Genomic DNA, 23,614 nt, shown 5'->3' with positions numbered 1-23,614 from the left:
TTACAACCTCACCGAAATGCCTTGATCGGCCATGAAGCGCTTACACTCGCCGACCGTGTGCTCGCCGTAGTGGAAGATGCTCGCGGCCAGCACGGCATCCGCGCGGCCTTGCGTGATGCCGTCGGCGAGATGCTGCAGCGAGCCGACGCCGCCCGACGCGATCACGGGAACGGGTACCGCGTCCGACACGGCGCGCGTCAGCGCGATGTCGAAGCCGCTCTTCGTGCCGTCGCGGTCCATGCTGGTCAGCAGGATTTCACCCGCTCCGAAGTCGGCCATCTTGCGCGCCCATTCCACTGCGTCGAGGCCCGTATTCTTGCGGCCGCCATGCGTGAACACTTCCCAGCGCGGCGTCTCGCCGTCCGCCGACACGCGCTTCGCGTCGATCGCGACGACGATGCACTGCGAACCGTACTTATCCGTCGCGTCGCGCACGAGCTGCGGATTCGCCACCGCCGACGAGTTCATGCTGACCTTGTCGGCGCCCGCGTTCAAAAGGCGCCGCACGTCTTCGACGGCGCGCACGCCGCCGCCGACCGTCAGCGGAATGAACACCTGTGAGGCCACCGCTTCGATGATCGGCAGGATCAGGTCGCGCTGATCGGACGTGGCCGTGATGTCGAGGAATGTGAGTTCGTCCGCGCCCTGCTCGTCGTAGCGGCGCGCGATTTCGACGGGATCGCCCGCGTCGCGCAGCTCGACGAAATTCACGCCCTTGACCACGCGGCCAGCCGTGACGTCCAGACAGGGGATGATGCGTTTAGCTAAAGCCATGATCTTGCGAGTTCTTGCCAATACCGCTGGTGAGGACGCTCATCCTTTCGCGATTCGCAGGAGAGCGGAAAAGTCCGACTTCGGGCCGGCACACGAGCGCTGCGCAATGTGCGCTCATGCACATCGGGCGCGCCGTGTGCGCGAACGCCCGACGCTCAGGCGTCATCCGATTCGCGCAAACGGTCCGCGCGCGTTTGCGCCGCGGCAAAGTCGAGGTCGCCCGAGTAGATCGCGCGGCCGCAGATCACGCCTTCGATCCCTTCGCCTTCCACTTCGCACAGCGCTTCGATATCGCCCATGTTCGACAGGCCGCCGCTCGCGATCACAGGAATCTTCACCGCGCGCGCGAGGCGCACCGTCGCTTCGATGTTGATGCCCTGGAGCATGCCGTCGCGGCCGATGTCCGTGTAAATGATCGATTCGCAGCCGTAGTCCTCGAACTTGCGCGCGAGATCGGCCACTTCGTGGCCCGTCAGCTTGCTCCAGCCGTCGGTGGCCACTTTGCCGTCCTTCGCGTCGAGGCCGACGATGATATGACCGCCAAACGCCGTGCACGCTTCGAGCAGGAAGCCTGGGTTCTTCACCGCCGCCGTGCCGATGATCACATACTCGAGGCCGTCGTCCAGATAGCGCTCGATCGTGTTCAGATCGCGAATGCCGCCGCCCAGCTGCACGGGAATCTCGCCGCCGACTTCCTCGATGATCGCTCTGATCGCGTCTTCGTTCTTCGGCTTGCCGGCAAACGCGCCATTCAGGTCGACGAGGTGCAGGCGCCGCGCGCCACGGTCGACCCAATGCCGGGCCATCACCTGCGGTTCCTCGTGGAAAATCGTCGCCTGGTCCATATCGCCCTGTTTGAGGCGTACACACTGACCGTCTTTCAGGTCGATGGCGGGGATCAGCAGCATAGCAATCGGGTGGTATCTGGGAAGAAAGTTGAAGTTCGGCTGGCGGGAAATCCGGCTGTGGCCCGCGCCAGGCCGTTCCGCTAGTTTAGTACATGTCTTTCGGCGAGCTTGCCAACGGGCGGCGTATGCATATGCATGTGAGCGAGGCAGGCGGACCGGAAGGGGAACATGGACGGTTCAAGACGCTGACGACAGGGATCAGGGATTCCAGTGCACGAAGTTGCGATACACGCGCAAACCCGCGTCGGCGCTTTTTTCCGGGTGGAATTGGGTCGCAAAAATGTTATCCCGCGCCACCGCCGAGGTAAAGGGCACGCCGTACACCGTCTCGCCCGACGTGTGCGACGCGTTCTCAGGCACGACGTAATAGCTGTGCACAAAATAGAAGAACGCGTTGTCAGGCACGCCGTCCCACAGCGGGTGCTGCACGACCTGACGCACGCGGTTCCAACCCATTTGCGGCACCTTGAAGCGCGAGCCGTCGTCCTGCAGCTGGCCCTCCAGCTCGAAGCGCACGACCTTGCCCGGCAGCAGGCCGAGGCCATTCGTGTCGCCTTCCGCGCTCCAGTCGAACAGCATCTGCTCACCGACGCACACGCCCATCAGCGGCTTGGTGCGCGACGCTTCGACGACGGCATCCTGCAAGCCGGATTCGCCGAGCGAGCGCATGCAGTCGGGCATCGCGCCTTGGCCCGGCAGCACCACGCGGTCTGCCGAACGGATGGCTTCGGGCTTGTCGACGATCGCCACGTCCGCTTCCGGCGCGGCTTTCTTCAACGCCTGCGCGACCGAGCGCAGGTTGCCCATTCCGTAATCCACAATCGCAATCGAAGTTTTCATTTCAAGTTAGGCAGCAACGCCTTCAATCCGTCGACGATGAACTCCACCGCCAGCGCCGACAACATCAAACCCATCAACCGCGTGCCGATATTGATGCCCGTCCGCCCGACCCAGCGGGCGATCGGTTCGGCAAGACTCAGCGACCCGAAGCAGAGCGCCGCAATCACGGCGCCGATGGCGATCAGACTAACGCGGTCGTACCAATGATGAAAGCTGGCCGAATAGACAATGACCGTACTGATCGAACCCGGCCCCGTCAGCAGCGGAATCGCCAGCGGCACGACGGCGACGTTGTCTTTCAGCTCGGCTTCGTGACGCTCTTCGGGCGTCGAGCGGGCGTTGCCGATCTGCGCATTCAGCATGTTGATCGACATCAGCAACATGATGATGCCGCCGCCAACTTCAAGTGATCCGACCGAAATGCCGAAGAAGCTGATGATCTGCTGCCCCAGCAGCGTCGTCACGGCGATCACGCAGAACACCGAAATCGAGGCGATACGGATCGTGCGGCGCTGCTCGGCGGCCGATTGCTGCGACGTCAGGCTCAGAAAGAACGGTATGGCGCCGACGGGATTGATCAGCGCCAGCAGCGAAATAAACGACTTGAGGATATCCATCGCAAGCCGGACGCGCGCGGCGCGGCCGGTCCGGTTCTGTCGCTCAGAGGCTGCCCTTGGTCGACGGAATCTGCCCCGCCGCGCGTTCGTCCAGTTCGACGGCCATGCGCAGCGCGCGGCCGAAGGCCTTGAACACCGTTTCCATCTGGTGATGCGCGTTCAAGCCGCGCAGGTTGTCGATATGCAGCGTGACGCCCGCGTGATTCACGAAGCCGCGGAAAAATTCGATGGAAAGATCGACGTCGAACGTGCCGATGCGCGCGCGCGTGAACGGCACATGGAATTCGAGGCCCGGACGGCCGGAAAAGTCGATCACGACGCGCGACAGCGCTTCGTCCAGCGGCACGTACGAATGGCCGTAGCGGCGAATGCCCTTCCTGTCGCCGACCGCTTTCGCAATCGCCTGGCCCAGCGTGATGCCGACGTCTTCGACGGTATGGTGGTCGTCGATATGCGTGTCGCCATGCGCTTCGATGTCCAGATCGATCAGCCCGTGACGGGCGATCTGGTCGAGCATGTGATCGAGGAACGGCACGCCCGTGGCCAGCTTCTGCTGACCGGTGCCGTCCAGGTTGATCTTCACACGGATCTGCGTTTCGCTGGTGTTGCGAACGACTTCCGCAAGGCGCATGGCAATTCCTCGAATCTGACTTTTGAAAGTGTGGGGTTGAGAAGTGCTGAAGTGAGTTCAGTTCAGCACGAGTTTCAGCGCGGCGAGCATCTGGGCGTTTTCTTCCGGCGAACCGACCGTCAAACGCACGCAATTCGCGAGCAATGGATGCATTTTACCCACGTTTTTGATCAAAACCCGCGACGTGAGCAGGGTTTCGAAGGTCGCCGACGCGTCCGGCACGCGCACGAGCAGGAAATTGCCCGCGCTCGGGAACACTTCGGCGCCCGGCAGCGCGGCCACGGCCTGCGCGAGCTTCGCGCGTTCGTCGCGCAGTTGCGCGGCCTGCGCGTCGAGCACTTCGATGTGATCGAGCAGGAAATCGGCCGTCGCCTGCGTGAGCACGTTGACGTTGTACGGCGGGCGCACCTTGTCGAACTCGTTGATCCATTCCGTGCGGCCTGCCATATAGCCGAGCCGGATGCCCGCGAGACCGAGCTTCGACACCGTGCGCATCACGACGACGTTGTCGAACTCGCCCGCGCGCTGCATCCAGCTGCGCTGCGCAAACGGCTGATACGCCTCGTCGATCACGACGAGGCTGGTGTTCGCCGCAGCGACGATGCGCTCCATGTCGGCGGCGTCGTACAGCGTGCCCGTCGGGTTGTTCGGATACGCGAGATAAATGACAGCGGGCCGATGTTCGGCGATCGCGGCGAGCATCGCATTCGTGTCGAGCGTGAAATCGGCATTGAGCGGCACGCCGACGAACTCCATATGCGCAAGCTTCGCCGACAGCGCGTACATCACGAAGCCCGGCACGGGCGCGAGCACCTTTGCGCCCGGCGTCGAGCACGCGACGGAAATCATGCTGATCAGTTCGTCCGAACCATTGCCGAGCAGCACCTCGCAGTTCGCCGGCACGTTCATCACGCGCTTGAGCTTGTCGAGCAGCGCCTCCGGGCGCGGCGCCGGGTAGCGGTTCAGCGCGACGCCCGCCAGATGCTCGCCGAGCCGCACGGCAAGCGCTTCGGGCAGCGGAAACGGATTTTCCATCGCGTCGAGCTTCACGAGGCCCGTTGCGTCGGGAACGGGATAGCTCGTCATCGCGAGCACGTCGCGGCGAATGATGTCTTGAGGTGTCGTCATGGCGTGGAGCGCGGCCGCCCTCTCCGGCAGGCCAAAGCGCAAATGGGGCGGCTCGCCGGCCGCCCGGGTTGAGTTTTGTGTAGTTCTCTATTGCTCTCGCAACGGCATCTGCATCGGATAGAGCACGCGTGATGCCCGTCCGAAGCAGCAGACTCGCCGCCCGTTCAGCCCACGTTCTTCATCCGGTATTCGGCGCTGCGAGCATGCGCCTGCAGGCCTTCGCCGTAGGCGAGTTCGGCGGCGATTTCACCGAGCGTCTGCGCGCCGTCCGCGCTCACTTCGATCAGGCTCGAACGCTTGAAGAAATCATAGACGCCGAGCGGCGACGAGAAACGTGCGGTACGAGACGTAGGCAGCACGTGATTGGGCCCCGCGCAGTAATCGCCGAGGCTTTCGCTCGTATAGCGGCCGAGGAAGATCGCGCCCGCGTGACGGATCTGCTGCGCCCACTGCTGCGGCTCCAGCGCGGAAATTTCGAGGTGTTCCGGCGCGATATCGTTGGCGATCGCGCAGGCTTGCTCCATGTCGCGCACCTTCACCAGCACGCCACGCCCTTCGAGCGAAGCCTGGATCACGTCGCGGCGCGGCATCGCCGGCAGCAGTTCGTCGATCGCCTCTTCGACGCGCGCGATGAAGGCTTCGTCCGGACACAGCAGAATGGATTGCGCGAGTTCGTCGTGCTCGGCCTGCGAGAACAGGTCCATCGCAACCCAGCGCGGGTCGGTCGTGCCGTCGCACAGCACGAGAATTTCCGACGGACCGGCGATCATGTCGATGCCGACCGTGCCGAACACGCGGCGCTTCGCCGACGCGACATACGCATTGCCCGGCCCGCAGATCTTGTCGACGGCGGGGATGGTCTGCGTGCCATACGCGAGCGCGCCGACGGCCTGCGCGCCGCCGATCGTGAACACGCGATCGACGCCGCCCAGCAGCGCCGCGGCCAGCACGAGCGGGTTCTTCACGCCGTCCGGCGTCGGCACGACCATGACGATTTCGCGCACGCCGGCGACGCGCGCCGGAATCGCGTTCATCAGCACCGACGACGGATACGCCGCCTTGCCGCCCGGCACATAGATACCGGCGCGATCGAGCGGCGTCACTTTCTGGCCGAGCACGGTGCCGTCGGCTTCCGTGTACTGCCAGCTATGGCTGCCGCATTCGATCTTCTGCTTCTCGTGATACCCGCGCACGCGCGCCGCCGCCGCTTCGAGCGCCGCGCGGCGCTTCGGCTCGAGCCCTTCCAGTGCCGCTTCGAGTTCGGCCATCGGCAGTTCGAGCGCGGCGACATCCTGCGCGGTCAGGCGGTCGAAACGGTTCGTGTATTCGAGGACGGCGGCGTCGCCGCGCGCCTTCACGTCGGCCAGAATCTGCGCGACCGAGCGCTCGATCGCTTCATCTTCGCTCGCTTCGAACGCGAGCACCGCATGCAGCGACTTCTGGAAATCTTCAGTGCTGGAATCGAGTTTGCGAATCTTGATAGACATGCTGGTATCCGTTACGGTAAGGCGCGCGAGTGAGCCGCGAATCGAGAGCTTTCGTCAGGCCGGTGCGTCGGTGCGTTGCGACGCGCGTTCGAACGCGTCGAGGATCGGGGCCAGCGCGGCGCGCTTGAGCTTCAGCGCCGCCTGGTTTACGACGAGGCGCGACGAGATCTGCATGATCTCTTCGACCTCGACTAGATTGTTGGCGCGCAGCGTGCCGCCCGAGCTGACCAGGTCGACGATCGCGTCGGCGAGGCCCACGAGCGGCGCGAGTTCCATCGAGCCGTACAGCTTGATCAGGTCGACGTGCACGCCCTTGGCCGCGAAGTGCTCGCGCGCGGTTTCCACGTACTTCGTGGCGACGCGCACGCGCGCGCCCTGGCGCACGGCATTCGCGTAGTCGAAGCCGGCCGCGACGGCAACCGACATCCGGCAGCACGCGATGTTCAGATCGATCGGCTGGTAAAGGCCGCTGCCGCCGTGCTCGATCAACACGTCCTTGCCCGCGACGCCGAAATCGGCGGCGCCGTATTCGACGTACGTTGGCACGTCTGTCGCGCGCACGACGATCACGCGCAGGTTCGGATCGGTGGTCGGCAGAATCAGCTTGCGCGACGTTTCCGGGTCTTCCGTCACTTCGATGCCCGCTGCCGCGAGCAGCGGCACCGTTTCCTCGAAGATACGGCCCTTCGACAGCGCGAGCGTCAGCGGCTTGCCCACTGCTGGCGACAACGACGTTTGCGGCAATTCGCTCATGCCTGATTACCCTTGATGCGACGCACCTTCGCGCCGACTGCGGTGAGTTTCGATTCCATCCGGTCGTAGCCGCGATCGAGGTGATAGATGCGGTCGATCAGCGTTTCGCCGTCCGCGCACAGGCCCGCGATCACGAGGCTCGCCGACGCACGCAGATCGGTCGCCATCACCTTCGCGCCCGACAGCTTCTCGACGCCATTGACGAGCGCCGTATTGCCGTCGATCGTGATGTGCGCGCCGAGACGGTTCAGCTCCTGCACGTGCATGAAGCGGTTTTCAAAGATCGTTTCGACGACTTGCGACGTGCCGTCCGCCAGCGCGTTGAGCGCCATGAACTGCGCCTGCATGTCGGTCGGGAATGCCGGGTACTCGGACGTGCGGAACGACACGGCCTTCGGACGCTGGTTCATGCGCACGCGCATCCAGTCGTCGCCCTCTTCGATCGTTACGCCTGCGTCGCGCAGCTTGTCCGTCACGGCTTCGAGAATTTGCGGACGCACGTGGCGCAATGTGACGTCGCCGCCAGCTGCCGCGACCGCGCACAGGAACGTACCCGCTTCGATGCGGTCCGGCACGACCGCGTGCCGCGCGCCGTGGAGCTTGTCGACGCCCTGAATGACGAGGCGGTCGGTGCCGATGCCGTCGATCTTCGCGCCCATCGCGACAAGCAGATTGGCCAGATCGCCGACTTCCGGCTCGCGTGCCGCGTTTTCGATGATCGTTTCGCCTTCCGCGAGAACGGCCGCCATCAGCAGGTTTTCCGTGCCCGTGACGGTAATCATGTCGGTGATGATGCGCGCGCCCTTCAGACGCTTCGCGCGCGCTTCGATGAAGCCGTGCTCGATGTTGATCTCGGCGCCCATCGCCTGCAGACCCTTGATGTGCTGATCGACGGGACGCGCGCCGATCGCGCAGCCGCCCGGCAGCGACACCTTCGCCTCGCCGAAACGCGCGACGAGCGGACCGAGCACGAGAATCGACGCGCGCATCGTCTTCACGAGCTCGTACGGCGCGACGAGGTTGTCGACCTTCGACGCATCGAGTGACACCTTGCCGTCGCCGCTTTCCGTGCGCACGCCCATCTGGCCAAGCAGCTTCAGCGTGGTGCGCACGTCCTGCAGATCGGGCACGTTGTCGAGGTGAACCGGCTCCGCGCTCAACAAGCCTGCGCAGAGAATCGGCAGCGCCGCGTTCTTCGCACCCGAAACGACGATCTCACCGGCGAGCTTCTGGCCGCCTTCAATCACGAGTTTGTCCATGCCTGTTTGTTCCTGATCTGTCCGTCCGCCAACGGGCGTCTTATGGGCGGTTGCTGCGGCGCCATGCGCGACGTCGCGACTCTCATGTGTAATTCGCACTAATGTTCCAACTGATTGGGTGCTACATCCGAAGCTTATTGTGCAGCTTGTTGTTCCGCTCTTTCTTGCAGCCGGGTTGTTAAGCGCTGTCCCCCGACAGACAGCCTGTTTTTTCGCCCTCGCTTATGCGCCTGGTCAGGCGCTTTGCCATTCGGCGGGCGTCAGCGTTTTCATGCTGAGCGCGTGGATTTCTTCGCGCATGCGGTCGCCGAGCGCCGCATACACGAGTTGATGCCGTTGAATCAGTCGCTTGCCTTCGAAGTTCGGCGACACGATGGTCGCGAAGAAATGCTGGCCGTCGCCTTCGACTTCGAGATGCTCGCAAGGAAGCGCAGCCGCGATGTAGTTCTTGACCTGTTCGGGAGTGGGTAGCATGAGTGCTCCTGTCAGTGACGCAGCTTATAGCCGGACGCGAGCATACGCATTGCCAGCACGGCCAGCACGACGAAGAAACCGCCGACGATCGCGAGGCTCCACAGCGGATCGATATCCGACATGCCGAAGAAGCCGTAGCGAAAGCCGTCGATCATGTAAAAAAACGGGTTCAGCCGCGAGATTTCGCGCCACACGGGCGGCAGCGTATGCGTCGAGTAGAACACGCCCGAGAGGAACGTGAGCGGCATGATCAAAAAGTTCTGGAACGCGGCGAGCTGATCGAACTTTTCTGCCCAGATTCCGGCGATCAGACCGAGCGTGCCGAGAATCGCCGACCCGAGCACCGCGAACGCGACGATATAGAACGGCGCCGTGAAGCTCACGGGTATGAACCAGATCGTCACGATGAACACGCCGAAGCCGACGCACATTCCGCGCACGACGGCCGCGAGCACGTAGGCGGCGTACATCTCCCAGTGCGACAGCGGCGGCAGCAGCACGAACACGAGATTACCCGTGATCTTCGATTGAATCAGCGACGACGAGCTGTTCGCGAACGCGTTCTGCAGCACGCTCATCATCACGAGGCCGGGCACGAGGAAGCTCGTGTACAGCACGCCTGGATAGACCTGCACGTGGTCGCGCAGCGCGTGGCCGAAGATCGTCAGATACAGCAGCGCCGTGATGACGGGCGCGAGCACCGTCTGGAACGACACTTTCCAGAAGCGCAGCAGCTCTTTGTAAAGCAGGGTACGGAAGCCGCTCATGCCAGTCCCTCGACCATTTCCGGTCCGTTCATCACCTGCAGGAACACGTCTTCGAGGTCGGCCTTGCGCACTTCGATTTCCTCGAACGTGCAGCCCGCGGCGCGGCATTGCGCGAGGATGCGCTCGACGTCGTCATAGCTCGACAGGCGCAGCAGATGCTGACGTCCGTTGACGGCGCCCGGATCGACTTCGAGCGAGCGCAGTTCGGCGGGCAGAACGCCTTGCGCGAAGCGGATGAAAAGTTGCGTGCCGGCGAAACGCTGCAGCAGCGTGCTCGTGCGTTCCAGCGCGACGACTTCGCCACGTCGCAGCATCGCGATGCGGTCGCACAGCGATTCGGCTTCTTCCAGATAGTGCGTGGTCAGCACGATCGTGTGGCCTTCGCGGTTTAGACGCGAGATGAATTTCCACAGCGTCTGGCGCAATTCGACGTCGACGCCCGCCGTGGGCTCGTCGAGCACGATCACGGGCGGCCGATGCACGAGCGCCTGTGCGACCAGCACGCGGCGCTTCATCCCGCCCGAAAGCGCACGCATGTTCGCGTCGGCTTTTTCGGTGAGATCGAGATTGGCCATCACTTCGTCGATCCAGTCGTCGTTGTTGCGCAGGCCGAAGTAGCCCGACTGGAGGCGCAGCGTCTCGCGGACGGTGAAGAACGGGTCGAATACGAGTTCCTGCGGCACGACGCCGAGCGCGCGGCGCGCGAGGCGGAAATCGTCGACGACATTGTGACCGTGAACCGCGATGCTGCCTTCATCGGCGCGCGCGAGACCGGCGAGAATGCTGATGAGCGTGGTCTTGCCGGCGCCGTTCGGGCCGAGCAGCCCAAAGAACTCGCCTTGCTCGACGGTGAAGCTGACGCCTTTGAGCGCTTGCAGATCCTTGTAGCGCTTCTTGACGTTACGAATTTCGATCGCTGACATGACTATGCGCCGTCGACTTCGACAGCGCCTGATAGGTCGCCCGCCAAGGGCGCGAGAGCTGGGGAAACGGAATTGGGGCCCGTTGCGCGGTAACCGTCCGAGCAGCCACGAGAGCCGCTACGAACCGACTGCCAACCGCTTCCGCAATGCAAACTGAAACGGCGAGGCGCCAAAAAACGTTTGATTATAGGGCAAAAGTCGGAAGTGCCGGCTTGCCTTGGGGGAGAACGCGAGCCGGCGCGAACGGCGGAACGCTGCGCTAAGGTCGCTGACGCGCGAGCGTCAATATCGTGCCGATAGCAGCGTGTCGACGCCGTAGGCTTGCGCGAGACTGGACAGTCCCGCAGGCATGTTGACGATGGCAAGCGGCGTGCCGCGGGCGGTCGCCGCGCGCTGCCATGCAAGCAGCACGGCGAGCGCCGACGAATCGAACTGCGTGAGCGGCGCGCAATCGACAGCCGTCGAGCCGCCGCCGATCCGCGCAAGACCCGCCGCGAGCGCGGCTTTCGCGCTCGCGTGGGTCAGCGTGGCGCCCGTTTCGAACGTATTGGCCGACGACGTCGTCACCGGCGCAGTCGAAAGGTTGTTCACGACTGTTTGCCGTTCGCCAGTTGCTGGTTGCGAGCCGTCAGGAACTGGATCAGACCGTCGACGCCGTTCTTCTGGATCTGCTCGTTGAACTGCTGCTGGTACGCCTGGATCAGCCATGCGCCGAGCACGTTCAGGTCATACACGCGCCAGCCTTGCGCCGTCTTGTACAGACGGTAGTCGAGCTCGACGGGCGAACCGTTGTTCATCACGACCGAGCGCACGACCACGTCGGTGTCCTCCGGGTTCGCGCGGAATGGCTTGTACTGGATCTCCTGGTCCTTCACCTGCGCGAGCGCGCCCGAATACGTGCGGATCAGCAGCGTCTTGAACTGCTCGACGACGGCGCTCTGCTGCTCCGGCGTCGCCGTGCGCCAGTTGCGGCCCATCGCCAGTTGCGTCGTGCGGCGGAAGTCCGTGTACGGGAGGATCTTTTCGTTTACGAGCTTCGTGACGGCAGAGATGTTGCCGGTCTGAATCGTCTTGTCGGCACGCACTGCGTCGATCACCTGTTGCGTGACCGTTTTGACCATCGCGTCGGGATTGCTGGTGTCCACGGTCTGTGCGGACGCGGCGCCGCTAAACGCAAAGAGAGCTGCAAAAAACGGGATAAAGAAGAAGAATTTTTTCATTTCCAGTCCTGCCAAAAAAAATAAGCTTAACGTTGGAGGCGACGATACCACGCGAGTTCAGCCGCAATCCACGTGCAAACTGCGAGAGTCGTATCCGAGTGTTACGGTAGCCCAACGGGCGACTCTCAATCATCTGACATTAACGCAACTTCAGCGACGGATAGCCGAAGTGCGCGGGCGGCACGATCTGGCCGCCGGGGACGGTCGGCGGCACGTCGGCGGGAGGCGTCGCCGGTTGCGCGCCCGAGGCCGGTTCGGCGCCGCCTGCCGTCGCGCCCGAAGCCGCTTGCGGCGCGGACGCAGGCGCAGCGGGCTTCGCGGCCACTCCCGCACCCGGCGCGGCGCCAGCCGCCGGCGCTGCCGCCGCCGCGCCGCCATCGACGTCTTCGTACTTCGGCGGCGGCGCTTCGTTGCCGTAGTCCGGCAGGCCAGTCGCAGCAGCGCTTCCATCCGACAGCAGATAGCGGCGGCGCTGCAAGTAGGCGTTGCGAACGAACGAGTACTTGTCGAGCGCCGCGCCTTCGAGCACGTCGCTCGCGCCCAGCAGGTTCGCGCGCACGTTGATGAGGTTCAGGCCGTAGAGCGCCCAGCTCACGCTGTCGGGCTTCACATACGTCAGCGGGTTGATGAAGTAGTTGCCCACCATGCCGACGCCGTCACGCACCGTACTCGGACCGAACAGCGGCAGCACGAGATACGGGCCCGACGGCACGCCGTAATGGCCGAGCGTCAGGCCGAAGTCGTTGTCGTGCTTCGGCAGCTTCGCGATCGTTGCAACGTCGAACAGGCCGCCGACACCGAAGACCGTGTTGATCACGATCCGCATGATGTCCGACACACCATCGGCGATCTTCAGCTGCAACAGGTTGTTCGCGGCGATGTACACGTCGCCGATATTCGAGAAGAAGTTCGTCACGCTGTCGCGCACCGGTTGCGGGGTCACGAACACGTAGCCCTTCGCGACGGGCTTCACCGCGTACTGGTCGACCTTGTCGTTGAAGGTGAAGATCGTGCGGTTGAAACCTTCGAGCGGATCTTCCTTCGTCGGATTCTGAACGGTTGCGCACCCTGCAAGCGTTGTCGAGGCGAGCGCGAGCGCCGCGACACGTCGGCGTGTCGTCTTCATTTCTTGTTCTCCTTATTGACCGGACGCGCCCGAAACAGCCGCAGCCGGAGCTGCGGGAGCCGGTGCTGGAGCCGCGGGAGCCGGCGCTCCGGGAGCGGGCGCCGTAGCAGACGCACCGGGTTTGGCAGCCCCCGAATCCGCCGCCTTGCTATAGAGGAACTGCCCGATCAGATTCTCCAGGACGATGGCCGACTGGGTCATCGTGATCGTATCGCCGGCTTTCAGCATTTCGCTGTCGCCGCCCGGCTCAAGCCCGATGTATTGCTCACCCAGCAAGCCCGCCGTCAGAATCTTCGCGGACGTGTCCTTCGGAAACTCATATTGCTTGTCGATATCGAGCGTCACGAGCGCCTGATACGAGTTGGTGTCGAAGCCGATCGACGCCACGCGGCCCACCGTCACGCCCGCGCTCTTGACGGGCGCGCGCGGCTTGAGTCCGCCGATATTGTCGAATTTCAGCTTGACGGGATACGTCGCCTGAAACGACAGCGAGCTCATGTTGCCGGCCTTCAACGCGAGGAACAGCAGCGCGATGAACCCCAGCACCACGAACAGACCTACCCAGAAATCGAGAGCAGTTTTTTTCATCGTCATCCCAAAGAGAATCTGTCGCAGCGGCGTGACACCCGTGCGGCGGATCTGCGCGCCGCATGGCGGTTCACACCGCGCAAAGTCTTGGCTGAAATACCGCCTAGCTGAACATCAGAGCGGTCAGCAGGAAATCGAGACCGAGCACCGCGAGCGACGCATAGACGACGGTCTTCGTCGTCGCGCGCGACACGCCTTCCGGCGTGGCCTTCGCTTCGTACCCCTGGTAGAGGGCGATGAACGTCACCGCGAAGCCGAACACGATGCTTTTGATCACGCCGTTGCCGACATCGCGATATGCATCGACGCCGCTTTGCATCTGCGACCAGAACGAGCCCGCATCGACGCCGATCATCAGCACGCCCACGACATAGCCGCCCAGCACGCCGACGGCGCTGAAGATCGCCGCGAGCACCGGCATCGCGATGATGCCCGCCCACATGCGCGGCGCCACGACAACCTTGAGCGGATCGACGGCCATCATTTCCATTGCCGTCAGTTGCTCGCCTGCCTTCATCAGGCCGATTTCAGCCGTCAGCGACGTGCCCGCGCGCCCGGCGAACAGCAGCGCCGTCACGACGGGCCCGAGTTCGCGCACGAGCGACAGGGCGACCAGCAAGCCCAGCGCCTGCTCGGAACCGTAGCGGTTGAGCGTGTAATAGCCCTGCAGCCCCAGCACGAAGCCGACGAACAGCCCCGACACCGCGATGATCACCAGCGAATAGTTGCCGACGAAATGGATCTGCTTCGTGACAAGTCGCGGACGGCGCAGCAGCGGGAAAAATTCCAGCACGAGGCGTACGAACATGCGGGTTGCATAGCCAGTCTGACCGAGTCCATAGATGACGGTACGACCGATGTTGCTGATCATGCGCGGCCTCCGCCAATACCGAAATCCGCCGCGAGCGGTGTGCTGCTCGGGTAGTGAAATTTGAACGGACCGTCGGGCGCGCCGTCGATGAACTGGCGCACGGTCGGATCGGTCGACTCGCGCAACTCGGCGGGCGTGCCTTCGGCGAGGACGCCGCCGTTCGCGAGGAAGTAGACGTAATCGGCGATCGCGAACGATTCGGGCACGTCGTGCGTGACGAGGATGGAGGTGGCGCCGAGCGCCTGATTCAGCGTGCGGATCAGGTTCGCGGTAACACCGAGCGAGATGGGGTCGAGACCGGCGAACGGCTCGTCGTACATCATCAGTTCGGGATCGAGCGCGATCGCGCGTGCGAGCGCGACGCGGCGCGCCATGCCGCCCGAAATCTCCGACGGCGCGAGATCGCGCGCGCCGCGCAGACCGACCGCGTTAAGCTTCATCAGCACGAGGTCGCGGATCAGTTCTTCGGGGAGATCGGTGTGCTCGCGCAGCGCGAAGGCGACGTTCTCGAACACTGACATGTCGGTAAAGAGCGCGCCGAACTGGAACAGCATGCCCATCTTGCGGCGCAACGCGTACAGGCCGTCGCGCGTCTGCGCGCCGAGGTCCTGTCCGTGGAATAGCACCTGGCCGCGCTTCGCTCGCACGAGGCCGCCGATCAGCCGCAGGACGGTGGTCTTCCCGCACCCCGATCCGCCCATGACCGCGACCACCTGGCCGCGTTTGAAGCGCAGATTCAGGTTCGACAGGACGAGGCGCTCGCCATAGCCGAAGTCGACGTCGCGCAGCTCGAGAAGGGTCTCGGAAGAGGATGGCACGTAACGGACAGTCCTTTTACACGGAAGGCGGAATTATAGGGCCTTCGTGCAAACCCTGCCTTGACGGCGCCACGATTTAACCTTTTAGAACCCTTCTCCCACCCTTTGGGCTACGCAAAAGCCTGCTGCAATGACGCAACGGCAGCGGCGGCATCGGCGGCTTCCGTCACCGCGCGCACCACGGCCGCGCTTTTCACGCCCGTCGAGAGCACTTGCGGCAGCACATCGCCGCTGATGCCGCCGATCGCGACGAGCGGCACGACGCCGTCCAGCAGTTTCACGTAGCGCGCGAGCCTTGCAAGACCTTGAGGCGCCGTCGGCATCGCCTTCGTCGTGGTCGGGAACACGGCGCCGAGCGCGATGTAGCTCGGACGGAAATGCAGCGCCGTCAGCATCTCGTAGTAGCCGTGCGTCGAGAGGCCGAGCCGCACACCCGCTGCCGCAAGCGCGTGCAGGTCGGCCGTGTGCACGTCTTCCTGGCCGAGGTGCACGCCGTAAGCGCCCGCGTCGATGGCGGCCTGCCAGTGATCGTTGATGAACACCTGCGCATCGTGCTCGCGGCCCGCCGCGACGGAGCGCGCGATTTCCTTTTTCAGCTCGTCGGGTTCCGCAGTCTTGCGGCGCAACTGCACCGTCTTCACGCCGAAGCCGACCACGCGTTCGACCCACTCCGCCGTCGGCAGCACGGGATAGAGACCGAGCGCGTCGGGGCACGCGGCGAACGGCTGCGCGGGCGCGTCAGGCAGACCGGCGACGCGCGGAAAGCGCGACAGATCGCACGGCCACGCATCGCCGGATTTCGCTTCGTCGCCGTCGCGCCATGCGAGCGCGAGCACCAGCGCGTCGTGCGGATCGAAGCCGCAATCGAGGAACGCCGCCAGCGCGGGAATCCAGTCTTCGGCCAAATGGCCTTCTAGTTGATAGCGCACACCGCCCAGATGCAGCACCGCGCGGCCTGCGACCGCTTCGATCACGCCCGCGCCCTGCGTCATCCAGCGCGCGATCTGTTCGCCGTGCTGCTGCAAATCGGCGACGACGATCAGATCGCCGCCGTTCGCGACATCGGGCGCCGTCAGGCAGATGCGCCAGTCGACGTGCGTCGGCGGCCAGTCGCCAAGGCGCGCGCGGATGCGCTCGGCCGCTTCCGTGAGTTCGTCGGCGGGCGGCCAGAACAGGTCGCGGCCCGCAAGTTTCAGGGTTTCGGTCATGCAGCAGCGCTCCCATCCTGGTGCCAGAACGGCATGCCGACGACGGGCGTGCTCGCGTGGGCGGTTTCACGTTCGGCCATCGGGCCGGCCAGATAAGCCTCGCGGCCCGCTTCGACGCCCAGCGCGAACGCGCGCGCCATCGTCTCAGGGTGCGTCGCCTGCGACACGGCCGTGTTCAGCAGCACGCCATCGAAGCCCCACTCCATCACCTGGCTCGCATGCGAGGGCACGCCGAGCCCCGCGTCGACGATCAGCGGCACGTCCGGCAGACGCTCCCGCAGCACGCGCAAGCCATACGGATTCAGCACGCCCTTGCCAGTGCCAATGGGCGCGCCCCACGGCATCAACGCTTCGCAGCCGGCATCGAGCAGACGCCTGCCGATCACGAGATCTTCGGTGCAGTAAGGCAGCACCTTGAAGCCATCCTTGACCAGTTGCGCGGCCGCTTCGATCAGGCCGACGGGATCGGGCTGCAGCGTGTAGTCGTCGCCGATCAGTTCGAGCTTGATCCAGTCGGTCTCGAAGATCTCGCGCGCCATGTGCGCCGTCGTAACCGCCTCGCCGACCGTCTGGCATCCCGCCGTGTTCGGCAGCAGCGGCACGCCGTGGCGCTTGATCAGATCGAAGAAACCGGCTTCCGCGCCGCCCTCGTTCATCTGCCGGCGCAGCGCGATCGTCACCATGCCCGGCTTCGCCGCCGCGATCGAATCCGACAGCGACTGCAGCGACGGATAGCGCGATGTGCCCAGCAGCACGCGGCTCTGGAAGGTTTCGCCGTAAAGCGTGAGCGCGTCGGCGGGGGCCAGCGCGGGTGGGTTCGCGTATGAGTTCATGCGTGTGTCCTTGGCTTGTGTAGCGGCTTCTATCGCGTACTTGCTTCGCCTGCTTGTGGCATCAGCTTGCGTCGCCTGCTTGTGGCATCTGCTTGTGGCATCTGCTTGCACCGCCGGCTTGTGGCATCTGCTGCGTCGCCTGCTTGCGGCATCTGCTTGCGCCGCCGGCTCGTGTCACTTGCGGCAGGCCGGCGCCTCGCCCGTCAGCCGCCCGCGACGGGGTGCACGACGTCGAGCTTGTCGCCCGCCTGCAAGGCGCGCGCGGCATGCTGCGCGCGCGCGACGAAATTGCCGTTCAACGCGACGGCGAACGGCGGCCGTGCACCGAAAGCGTTGAGCGCGTCGGCGACCGTCGCGCCCTCGGGCAGCGACAGCGGCTTGTGGTTGATCTGGATATCCATGTCTTTCGTTCAAACGTTGAGAGTGGCGGCTGGCCGGGCGTCGCTGCGGACGTGCCCGCGATCCAGCTGGAACAGCTCGCTCCAGCGCGCTTTGCTTCGCCAGTCGGCGAAGGCGTCTTCATCGGCGACGCGGCCATCCAGCAGCGCTGACGCGAAGCGCACCGCTTCGCCCGCGACTTCGGGCACGATCATATAGCCGTGCCGGTACAGCCCGTTCACGCGCAGCGTGTTCGCGCCGTCCCACATCAGGGCGGGACGATGGTCGGGCAGCGTCGGCCGGCACTGCGAATTCAGTTCGAGAATGCGCGCCTCGCCGAAAGCCGGGTGGACGGAGAACGCCGCGCTCAGCAGTTCGAGCGCCGAGCGCACGCTGACGGGCGACATGTCCTCGCCCTCCACTTCCGTCGCGCCGATCACGTACAGATCGTTCTCCTTCGGCGCGATATAAAGCGGATAGCGCGGATGCAGCAGCCGCACCGGCCGCGCCAGGCCGATGCCGGGCGCGTGCACGCGCGCGACCTCGCCGCGAATGCCGCGCAGCGTCGGCATGACGGGCTTCGCGCCGAGCCCCCGGCAATCGATTGTGATGCGTGCGGCCGGCAACGCGTTGTCGTCGACGGACGTATTCCAGTGCGTCTCGACGCCGCGCGCCGCGAGGCCCGCCGCGAGCGCCGCCAGCAGTTGACGGTTGTCGAGCTGTCCCTCGTGCGGCAACAGCCAGCCCTGGTTGAAACGGCCGCCGAGCGCCGGTTCGGCCGCGCCGACCTGGGCGCCCGCCAGCGCGACCAGGCCGCCGTCGAGCAGTTCGGCGGGTGCGTTCGCGCGCACGCGGCGCTCGAACAGCGGTGCTTCGGCGCGATCGCCGTGATGCCAGACGATCAGCGAACCGTTGCGCTGGAAAAACACCCGCTCGGGCAACTGGTCGAGCAGCGTCGGCCACGTTTCCAGCGAGGCCGCGCCCAGCCGCGTAATTAGCAGTTCGGCGCTGGCCGCCTCGGCGAGCGGCGCGAGCATGGCTGCAGCGACCCACGCGGCCGCCTGCGAGCCCGACGCATCGCCGCGTTCGTACAGCGCGACGCGATGTCCGTCGCCCGCAAGCTGCCAGGCGACGAGACGCCCGCACAGCCCGCCGCCGATCACGGCGAAATCCGGTTGAGCAGAGATCGTCATCGCGCGGCTCCCCGGCGCGCCGCAAACGGCGCGCGCATGACGAAGCAACCGGCGGAAGCCGGGCCAACGAAGCAAATAACTGAAGAATGAGCGGTCATCGAATCCTTTCCGTACGGCAGACGTGCGCACGTACCCAAGGACGAAACCGGCGGGCGAGGCCGGCCGGGCATGGGCGTTCACGGTTGAACGGGAACGCCGCCCAGCGGAAGGAGAACTTCCAGGAAAAACTTCCCGAAAACTTCCCGCGCCGGTATTACCCGGATCGGGTGCGAAGGGTCTCTCTCAGCCTCGCTGCAACGACTGCTTGCGCACGAAGCACCCCTGTTTCGTCCGGACCATTAGACCATAAAAGCCGCGCGCGCCGCAAACCCGGAAGGAACGCAATCGGCCGGGGCTTATTTTGCATTTGTCGTGGCCTTCGCCGGGTCTGGCACAATGGCACGCGTCAATGCGGACGGAAGCACGCCCCGCTGTCAGGCCGCTGCCCGGCTACGGGAGGCGAACTCGCGGCGCTGTGCGTCGTCTGCTTAAGTTCAGATTAAGCCGCTGCCGGGACAATCGCAGCCCGAGCCGCAACGCGACGAGGCATGGCGCGCGACACAAAACCGCATCACCAGGCACCGCGCCGCCACTCGCGACGACCGTTTGAAAGGACGCATATGACCAACAACTCGACCAGCTCCGCGGACATCACCGCGTGGGGTCTCATCAAGCCATACTGGGTGTCCGAGGACAAATGGAAAGCGTGGGGACTTCTCGCGCTCGTCATTGCGATGAACATGACGATGGTCGCGGCCAACGTCTGGTTCAACACCTGGCAGCGCACGTTCTTCGACGCGATCCAGCAATACAACTACCCCGTCTTCAAGTATTCGTTGCTTCAGTTCACCGTCATTGCGCTCGCGCTGATTCTGCTCGGCTCGTACCGCACGTACTTCCGCCAGATGCTCGAATTCCGCTGGCGGCAATGGCTGACGAACCGCTATCTGAATGAATGGCTCGGCGATCGCGCGTACTACCGGATCGAGCGCGACAACCTCGCTGACAACCCCGACCAGCGTGTGTCCGCCGACCTGCAAGGGCTCGCCAGCTCGACGCTGAATCTGTCGCTAGGCCTGCTGTCGACGACCGTCACGCTGTTCTCGTTCATCGTGATCCTGTGGAACCTGTCGGGCGCGCTGTCGTTCAACCTCCTCGGCACGCAGATGTCGATCCCCGGCTACATGGTGTGGGTCGCGCTGATCTACGCGGCGCTCGGCTCGTGGGTCACGCACAAGGTGAACCACCCGCTCGTGTCGATCAACTATCAGCAGCAGCGCGTCGAAGCAGACTTCCGTTTCTCGCTGATCCGCATCCGCGAGAACGCCGACCAGATCGCGTTGTATCAGGGCGAGCCGTCGGAAGAGCGCGCACTCAAGGGCGTGTTCGGTCATATCCGCGACAACTGGCGTCTCATCATGCGCTTCACGCGGCGCTTCAACATCGTCGTCATCAGCTACTCGCAGCTGGCCATCGTCTTTCCGTACATCGCGGCCGCGCCGAAATACTTTTCGAAGAGCATTTCGTTCGGCGTCTATCAGCAGCTGACGGGCGCGTTCGGCACGGTCAGCGATTCGTTTTCGTGGTTCATCAATAATTACGATTCGCTCGCCGAATGGCGCGCGACCGTCAACCGTCTGCGGGAATTCAATCGCGTGATGCGCTCGCAGCATCTGCATGAATCGGTGGTCGAAGGCACCGCGCACGGCGGCATCAACATTCACCTCACCGACACCGACTCGCTCGACGTGACGAACCTGGGCCTTCAGCGCCCGAACGGCGAACCGATGGCGAACGTCGGCTCGTTCCGCATCGCGCCGAAATCCCACTGGCTCGTGCGAGGTCCGTCGGGCGCGGGCAAGAGCACGCTGATGCGCACGCTCGCGGGCTTGTGGCCGTTCGGCGAAGGCACGATCGAGATGCCCGCCGGCGCGAAGCTTCTCTTCGTTCCGCAGCGAAGCTATCTGCCCATCGGCACGCTGAAAGCCGCGCTCTGCTATCCATCGGAGGCGTCCGCGTTCTCCGATGACGCGTGCCGCGAAGTGCTCACCGTCTGCCGCCTGTCGGAGTTCGCGGACCGGCTCGGCGAAGCGGCGCATTGGGAACGGTCGCTGTCGCCGGGCGAGCAGCAGCGTCTCGCGGCTGCGCGCGCGCTGCTGCAAAAGCCCGACTTCCTGTTCCTCGACGAAGCGACGAGCGCGCTCGATCCGGACAACGAAAGCATCATCTACAACGCGCTGATCGAGCGTCTGCCGAATGCGGCGATCGTCAGCGTTGCGCATCGCAAGACGCTCGAAGCGTTCCACGATCAGACGCTGTTCGTCGAGCGCGCCGTCGAGCGCGTGGCCGCGTGACCGATGCGCCGTCTCGACGGACTGACGTTGGCACGCTATCGCGCGTGATGAATGGCGCGCGGCGGTCCGGGTCGCACGTCATGCATACGTGACGGGCACGCTCGCCAGCGACCGATACCGCGCGCCGTTGCGGGCCAATGTGCTCGAATACAGTGTCAGCGAATCGAAACGCGCCATCAGTTCGCCTTGCAACTCAGTTGCGGGACCGACAGCCGCTGCGTCGTGCCGGTATCGCGCGAGCGTCACATGTGGCCGGAAAGTGCGGGCATCGACGGGCAGGCCGAGCGCGATCATCGACGAGCGCACGCGCCAGTCCAGCGCGACGAACTCATCGGACATGGCCAGCGTCGCCACAGTCAGACGTGGATGCGAGGCGCGCGGCCAATGCTCAATCTTCGCGACGGGGGCAAGCTGCAGCGGCACCGTCTCGCGCGTCAGTGCGTCGATCAGCGCCGCGCTTTTCTCGTGCGGCAGCATGCCGATGAAGGTCACGGTCAGATGCAGTTGTTCGTAAGGCACGCGGCGCGCCGTCGGAGGAACGGCGATCGACGTGAGCGCATCGCGCGTCGCGGCATCGGGCACGAGCGCGATGAAGCAGCGCTGGTAGTCCTGCTGCGCGTCCTGTCCGGCCGGCGCGACGCTCGCGGACGCATTGTCGAATGCCGTGTCTGCGCTTTCTTCAGGATCAGGCTGCGGATCGGTGCGTTGCATCGTTCTGTCTCCGTACGCTTTCCCGCTCATCGACACATTATCGCCTGATGCAAAGAAAAAACCGGGTCGCTCTTGCGAGCGCCCGGTTTTGTCCTGCTTCTACTGCTGTGCGGTACGGTTTAATGCGTCCGCGTCTGTCTCCACCTCGTCAACCAAAAGGAGCAGCGAGCCGCGCGATGCATGCCGCGCGGCCACGCCCGAACGCGAGACTTAACGCGGCAGCTCCGAGTGCCCCATCAGGTACGCATCGACGGAGCGCGCGCACTGACGGCCTTCGCGAATCGCCCACACGACGAGCGACTGGCCTCGGCGCATATCGCCTGCCGTGAACACCTTGTCGACCGACGTGTAATAGGCCTTATCACCTTCCGTCGACGCGCGCACGTTGCCGCGCGCATCCTTGTCGACGCCGAACGCCTCCAGCACGGGCGAGACGGGCTGCGTGAAGCCCATCGCGAGCAGCACGAGATCGGCCTTCATTTCGAACTCGGAGCCCGGCACTTCCTGCATCTTGCCGTCCTTCCATTCGACGCGCGCGGCGATCAGCTTCTCGACCTTGCCGTTCTTGCCTTCGAAGCGCTTCGTCGCGACAGCCCAGTCGCGTTCGCAGCCTTCCTCATGCGACGACGACGTGCGCAGCTTCACCGGCCAGTACGGCCACACGAGCGGCTTGTTTTCCTCTTCCGGCGGCTGCGGCAGCAGCTCGAACTGCGTGACGCCCTTCGCGCCGTGACGGTTCGACGTGCCGACGCAGTCCGAACCCGTATCGCCGCCGCCGATCACGACGACATGCTTGCCCTTCGCGAGCAGTTGATCGGCCACCTTGTCGCCCGCGTTGACCTTGTTCTGCTGCGGCAGGAACTCCATCGCGTAGTAGATGCCTGCGAGTTCGCGGCCCGGCACGGGCAGATCGCGCGGCATTTCGGAGCCGCCCGTCAGGATCACTGCGTCGAACTGTTCCTTCAGCTGGTCCGGCGTGATGGTTTCCTTCGCGGTGTTGCCGATGTGCGCCGGAATCGCGTCCTTGCCGACGAACACGTTCGCGCGGAACGTCACGCCTTCCGCTTCCATCTGGCGCATGCGGCGGTCGATCAGCCACTTCTCCAGCTTGAAATCGGGGATGCCGTAACGCAGCAGGCCGCCGATGCGGTCGTTCTTTTCGAACACCGTCACGTCATGGCCGGCGCGCGCGAGCTGCTGCGCGGCGGCGAGGCCCGCCGGGCCCGAACCGACGATCGCGATCTTCTTGCCCGTCTTGTGCTTCGGCGGCTGCGGCGCGACCCAGCCTTCGGCCCATGCCTTGTCGATGATCGCGTGCTCGATCGACTTGATGCCGACCGGGTCGTCGTTGATGCCGAGCGTGCACGCCGCTTCGCACGGCGCCGGGCAGATGCGGCCCGTGAATTCGGGGAAGTTGTTCGTCGAGTGGAGAACTTCGATCGCGTTCTTCCAGTCCTGGCGGAACACCAGATCGTTGAAGTCCGGGATGATGTTGTTCACCGGGCAGCCGTTGTTGCAGAACGGAATTCCGCAGTCCATGCAACGAGCGCCTTGAATCTTCGCTTCGTCGTCGGTCAGCGCCGAGACGAATTCCTTGTAGTGCTTCACGCGCGTGAGGGGTGCTTCGTACGCCTCGTGGCGGCGTTCGAACTCGAGAAAACCGGTTGCCTTGCCCATGTGGTTCTCTATGTCTATCTGAATCGGTGAGGGGATC

At 64.5% G+C, this 23,614-nt stretch carries 25 protein-coding genes and 1 riboswitch; of the genes, 1 reads left to right on the top strand and 24 read right to left on the bottom strand.

The window, feature by feature from the left end:
- The 22 genes from hisF to BMW76_RS29810 all read right to left on the bottom strand — a co-directional run bounded on the left by hisF (window position 1) and on the right by BMW76_RS29810 (window position 18,796).
- On the bottom strand, window positions 1-774 hold the full coding sequence (gene hisF / locus BMW76_RS29915) for an imidazole glycerol phosphate synthase subunit HisF (RefSeq protein ID WP_090871805.1): 774 nt from the start codon (window positions 772-774) through the stop codon (window positions 1-3).
- Window positions 775-929: 155 nt separating this feature from the next.
- Window positions 930-1,682, bottom strand: coding sequence for a 1-(5-phosphoribosyl)-5-[(5-phosphoribosylamino)methylideneamino]imidazole-4-carboxamide isomerase (gene hisA / locus BMW76_RS29910; RefSeq protein WP_090871803.1), 753 nt, complete (start codon window positions 1,680-1,682; stop codon window positions 930-932).
- A gap of 198 nt (window positions 1,683-1,880) precedes the next feature.
- The gene (gene hisH, locus BMW76_RS29905) at window positions 1,881-2,522 is read right to left on the bottom strand and encodes an imidazole glycerol phosphate synthase subunit HisH (protein ID WP_090871801.1); all 642 of its coding nucleotides are present in this window, start codon (window positions 2,520-2,522) and stop codon (window positions 1,881-1,883) included.
- A complete protein-coding gene (locus BMW76_RS29900) occupies window positions 2,519-3,139 on the bottom strand; it encodes a MarC family protein (protein WP_090871799.1) in 621 nt (206 codons plus the stop codon). Before BMW76_RS29900 ends, hisH begins: the two co-directional genes overlap by 4 nt.
- A gap of 43 nt (window positions 3,140-3,182) precedes the next feature.
- Window positions 3,183-3,770: an imidazoleglycerol-phosphate dehydratase HisB gene (gene hisB / locus BMW76_RS29895; RefSeq protein WP_087736369.1), complete on the bottom strand. Its 588-nt coding sequence runs from the start codon at window positions 3,768-3,770 to the stop codon at window positions 3,183-3,185.
- Window positions 3,771-3,827: 57 nt separating this feature from the next.
- Window positions 3,828-4,898: a histidinol-phosphate transaminase gene (gene hisC / locus BMW76_RS29890; RefSeq protein WP_090871797.1), complete on the bottom strand. Its 1,071-nt coding sequence runs from the start codon at window positions 4,896-4,898 to the stop codon at window positions 3,828-3,830.
- Between the two features lie 164 nt (window positions 4,899-5,062).
- A complete protein-coding gene (gene hisD, locus BMW76_RS29885) occupies window positions 5,063-6,385 on the bottom strand; it encodes a histidinol dehydrogenase (protein ID WP_090871795.1) in 1,323 nt (440 codons plus the stop codon).
- Window positions 6,386-6,439: 54 nt separating this feature from the next.
- Entirely contained in the window at window positions 6,440-7,138 is a 699-nt protein-coding gene (hisG, locus tag BMW76_RS29880; RefSeq protein WP_090871793.1) for an ATP phosphoribosyltransferase, read from the bottom strand.
- The gene (gene murA / locus BMW76_RS29875) at window positions 7,135-8,397 is read right to left on the bottom strand and encodes a UDP-N-acetylglucosamine 1-carboxyvinyltransferase (RefSeq protein ID WP_090871791.1); all 1,263 of its coding nucleotides are present in this window, start codon (window positions 8,395-8,397) and stop codon (window positions 7,135-7,137) included. Before murA ends, hisG begins: the two co-directional genes overlap by 4 nt.
- A gap of 234 nt (window positions 8,398-8,631) precedes the next feature.
- On the bottom strand, window positions 8,632-8,871 hold the full coding sequence (locus tag BMW76_RS29870; protein WP_087736373.1) for a BolA family protein: 240 nt from the start codon (window positions 8,869-8,871) through the stop codon (window positions 8,632-8,634).
- A gap of 11 nt (window positions 8,872-8,882) precedes the next feature.
- Window positions 8,883-9,638, bottom strand: coding sequence for an ABC transporter permease (locus tag BMW76_RS29865; protein WP_087736374.1), 756 nt, complete (start codon window positions 9,636-9,638; stop codon window positions 8,883-8,885).
- The gene (locus BMW76_RS29860) at window positions 9,635-10,561 is read right to left on the bottom strand and encodes an ABC transporter ATP-binding protein (RefSeq protein ID WP_090871789.1); all 927 of its coding nucleotides are present in this window, start codon (window positions 10,559-10,561) and stop codon (window positions 9,635-9,637) included. Before BMW76_RS29860 ends, BMW76_RS29865 begins: the two co-directional genes overlap by 4 nt.
- 282 nt (window positions 10,562-10,843) lie before the next feature.
- The gene (locus BMW76_RS29855) at window positions 10,844-11,152 is read right to left on the bottom strand and encodes an STAS domain-containing protein (RefSeq protein WP_090871787.1); all 309 of its coding nucleotides are present in this window, start codon (window positions 11,150-11,152) and stop codon (window positions 10,844-10,846) included.
- On the bottom strand, window positions 11,149-11,781 hold the full coding sequence (locus BMW76_RS29850; RefSeq protein ID WP_090871785.1) for an MlaC/ttg2D family ABC transporter substrate-binding protein: 633 nt from the start codon (window positions 11,779-11,781) through the stop codon (window positions 11,149-11,151). The genes BMW76_RS29855 and BMW76_RS29850 overlap by 4 nt, the downstream gene beginning before the upstream one ends.
- 139 nt (window positions 11,782-11,920) lie before the next feature.
- Window positions 11,921-12,907 (bottom strand): MlaA family lipoprotein, encoded by a 987-nt coding sequence (locus BMW76_RS29845; protein WP_090871782.1) that lies wholly within the window; start codon window positions 12,905-12,907, stop codon window positions 11,921-11,923.
- A gap of 12 nt (window positions 12,908-12,919) precedes the next feature.
- Window positions 12,920-13,495, bottom strand: coding sequence for an outer membrane lipid asymmetry maintenance protein MlaD (mlaD, locus tag BMW76_RS29840; protein WP_090871847.1), 576 nt, complete (start codon window positions 13,493-13,495; stop codon window positions 12,920-12,922).
- Between the two features lie 103 nt (window positions 13,496-13,598).
- Window positions 13,599-14,366 carry a lipid asymmetry maintenance ABC transporter permease subunit MlaE gene (gene mlaE / locus BMW76_RS29835; protein ID WP_090871780.1) on the bottom strand — a complete coding sequence of 256 codons (768 nt, stop codon included), beginning with the start codon at window positions 14,364-14,366 and terminating at the stop codon, window positions 13,599-13,601.
- Window positions 14,363-15,184 carry an ABC transporter ATP-binding protein gene (locus tag BMW76_RS29830; protein ID WP_090871779.1) on the bottom strand — a complete coding sequence of 274 codons (822 nt, stop codon included), beginning with the start codon at window positions 15,182-15,184 and terminating at the stop codon, window positions 14,363-14,365. The genes mlaE and BMW76_RS29830 overlap by 4 nt, the downstream gene beginning before the upstream one ends.
- Before the next feature lie 110 nt (window positions 15,185-15,294).
- A complete protein-coding gene (thiE, locus tag BMW76_RS29825) occupies window positions 15,295-16,392 on the bottom strand; it encodes a thiamine phosphate synthase (protein ID WP_090871777.1) in 1,098 nt (365 codons plus the stop codon).
- Window positions 16,389-17,225: a thiazole synthase gene (locus BMW76_RS29820; protein WP_090871775.1), complete on the bottom strand. Its 837-nt coding sequence runs from the start codon at window positions 17,223-17,225 to the stop codon at window positions 16,389-16,391. Before BMW76_RS29820 ends, thiE begins: the two co-directional genes overlap by 4 nt.
- 203 nt (window positions 17,226-17,428) lie before the next feature.
- Window positions 17,429-17,626, bottom strand: coding sequence for a sulfur carrier protein ThiS (gene thiS / locus BMW76_RS29815; protein WP_087736383.1), 198 nt, complete (start codon window positions 17,624-17,626; stop codon window positions 17,429-17,431).
- 9 nt (window positions 17,627-17,635) lie between these two features.
- A complete protein-coding gene (locus BMW76_RS29810; protein ID WP_090871773.1) occupies window positions 17,636-18,796 on the bottom strand; it encodes an FAD-dependent oxidoreductase in 1,161 nt (386 codons plus the stop codon).
- 222 nt (window positions 18,797-19,018) lie between these two features.
- Window positions 19,019-19,129: riboswitch (TPP riboswitch) on the bottom strand.
- Between the two features lie 326 nt (window positions 19,130-19,455).
- Between BMW76_RS29810 and BMW76_RS29805 the strand changes: the two genes are divergently transcribed.
- Window positions 19,456-21,189 (top strand): ABC transporter ATP-binding protein/permease, encoded by a 1,734-nt coding sequence (locus BMW76_RS29805; RefSeq protein ID WP_090871771.1) that lies wholly within the window; start codon window positions 19,456-19,458, stop codon window positions 21,187-21,189.
- Between the two features lie 78 nt (window positions 21,190-21,267).
- On the opposite strand, the gene thpR is transcribed toward BMW76_RS29805, so the two are convergent.
- Together thpR and BMW76_RS29795 are read right to left on the bottom strand one after the other, a co-directional pair.
- A complete protein-coding gene (thpR, locus tag BMW76_RS29800) occupies window positions 21,268-21,900 on the bottom strand; it encodes an RNA 2',3'-cyclic phosphodiesterase (protein WP_090871769.1) in 633 nt (210 codons plus the stop codon).
- A 210-nt stretch (window positions 21,901-22,110) separates the two neighbouring features.
- Window positions 22,111-23,577, bottom strand: a complete 1,467-nt coding sequence (locus BMW76_RS29795; RefSeq protein ID WP_090871768.1) for a glutamate synthase subunit beta — start codon at window positions 23,575-23,577, stop codon at window positions 22,111-22,113.
- Window positions 23,578-23,614 lie beyond the last annotated feature (37 nt).

This window comes from Paraburkholderia diazotrophica, from assembly GCF_900108945.1.
GTDB classification, from domain to species: Bacteria; Pseudomonadota; Gammaproteobacteria; order Burkholderiales; family Burkholderiaceae; genus Paraburkholderia; species Paraburkholderia diazotrophica.
The sequence above is the reverse complement of the archived record's forward strand: the minus strand, read 5'-3'. Positions and strand labels throughout refer to the sequence as shown.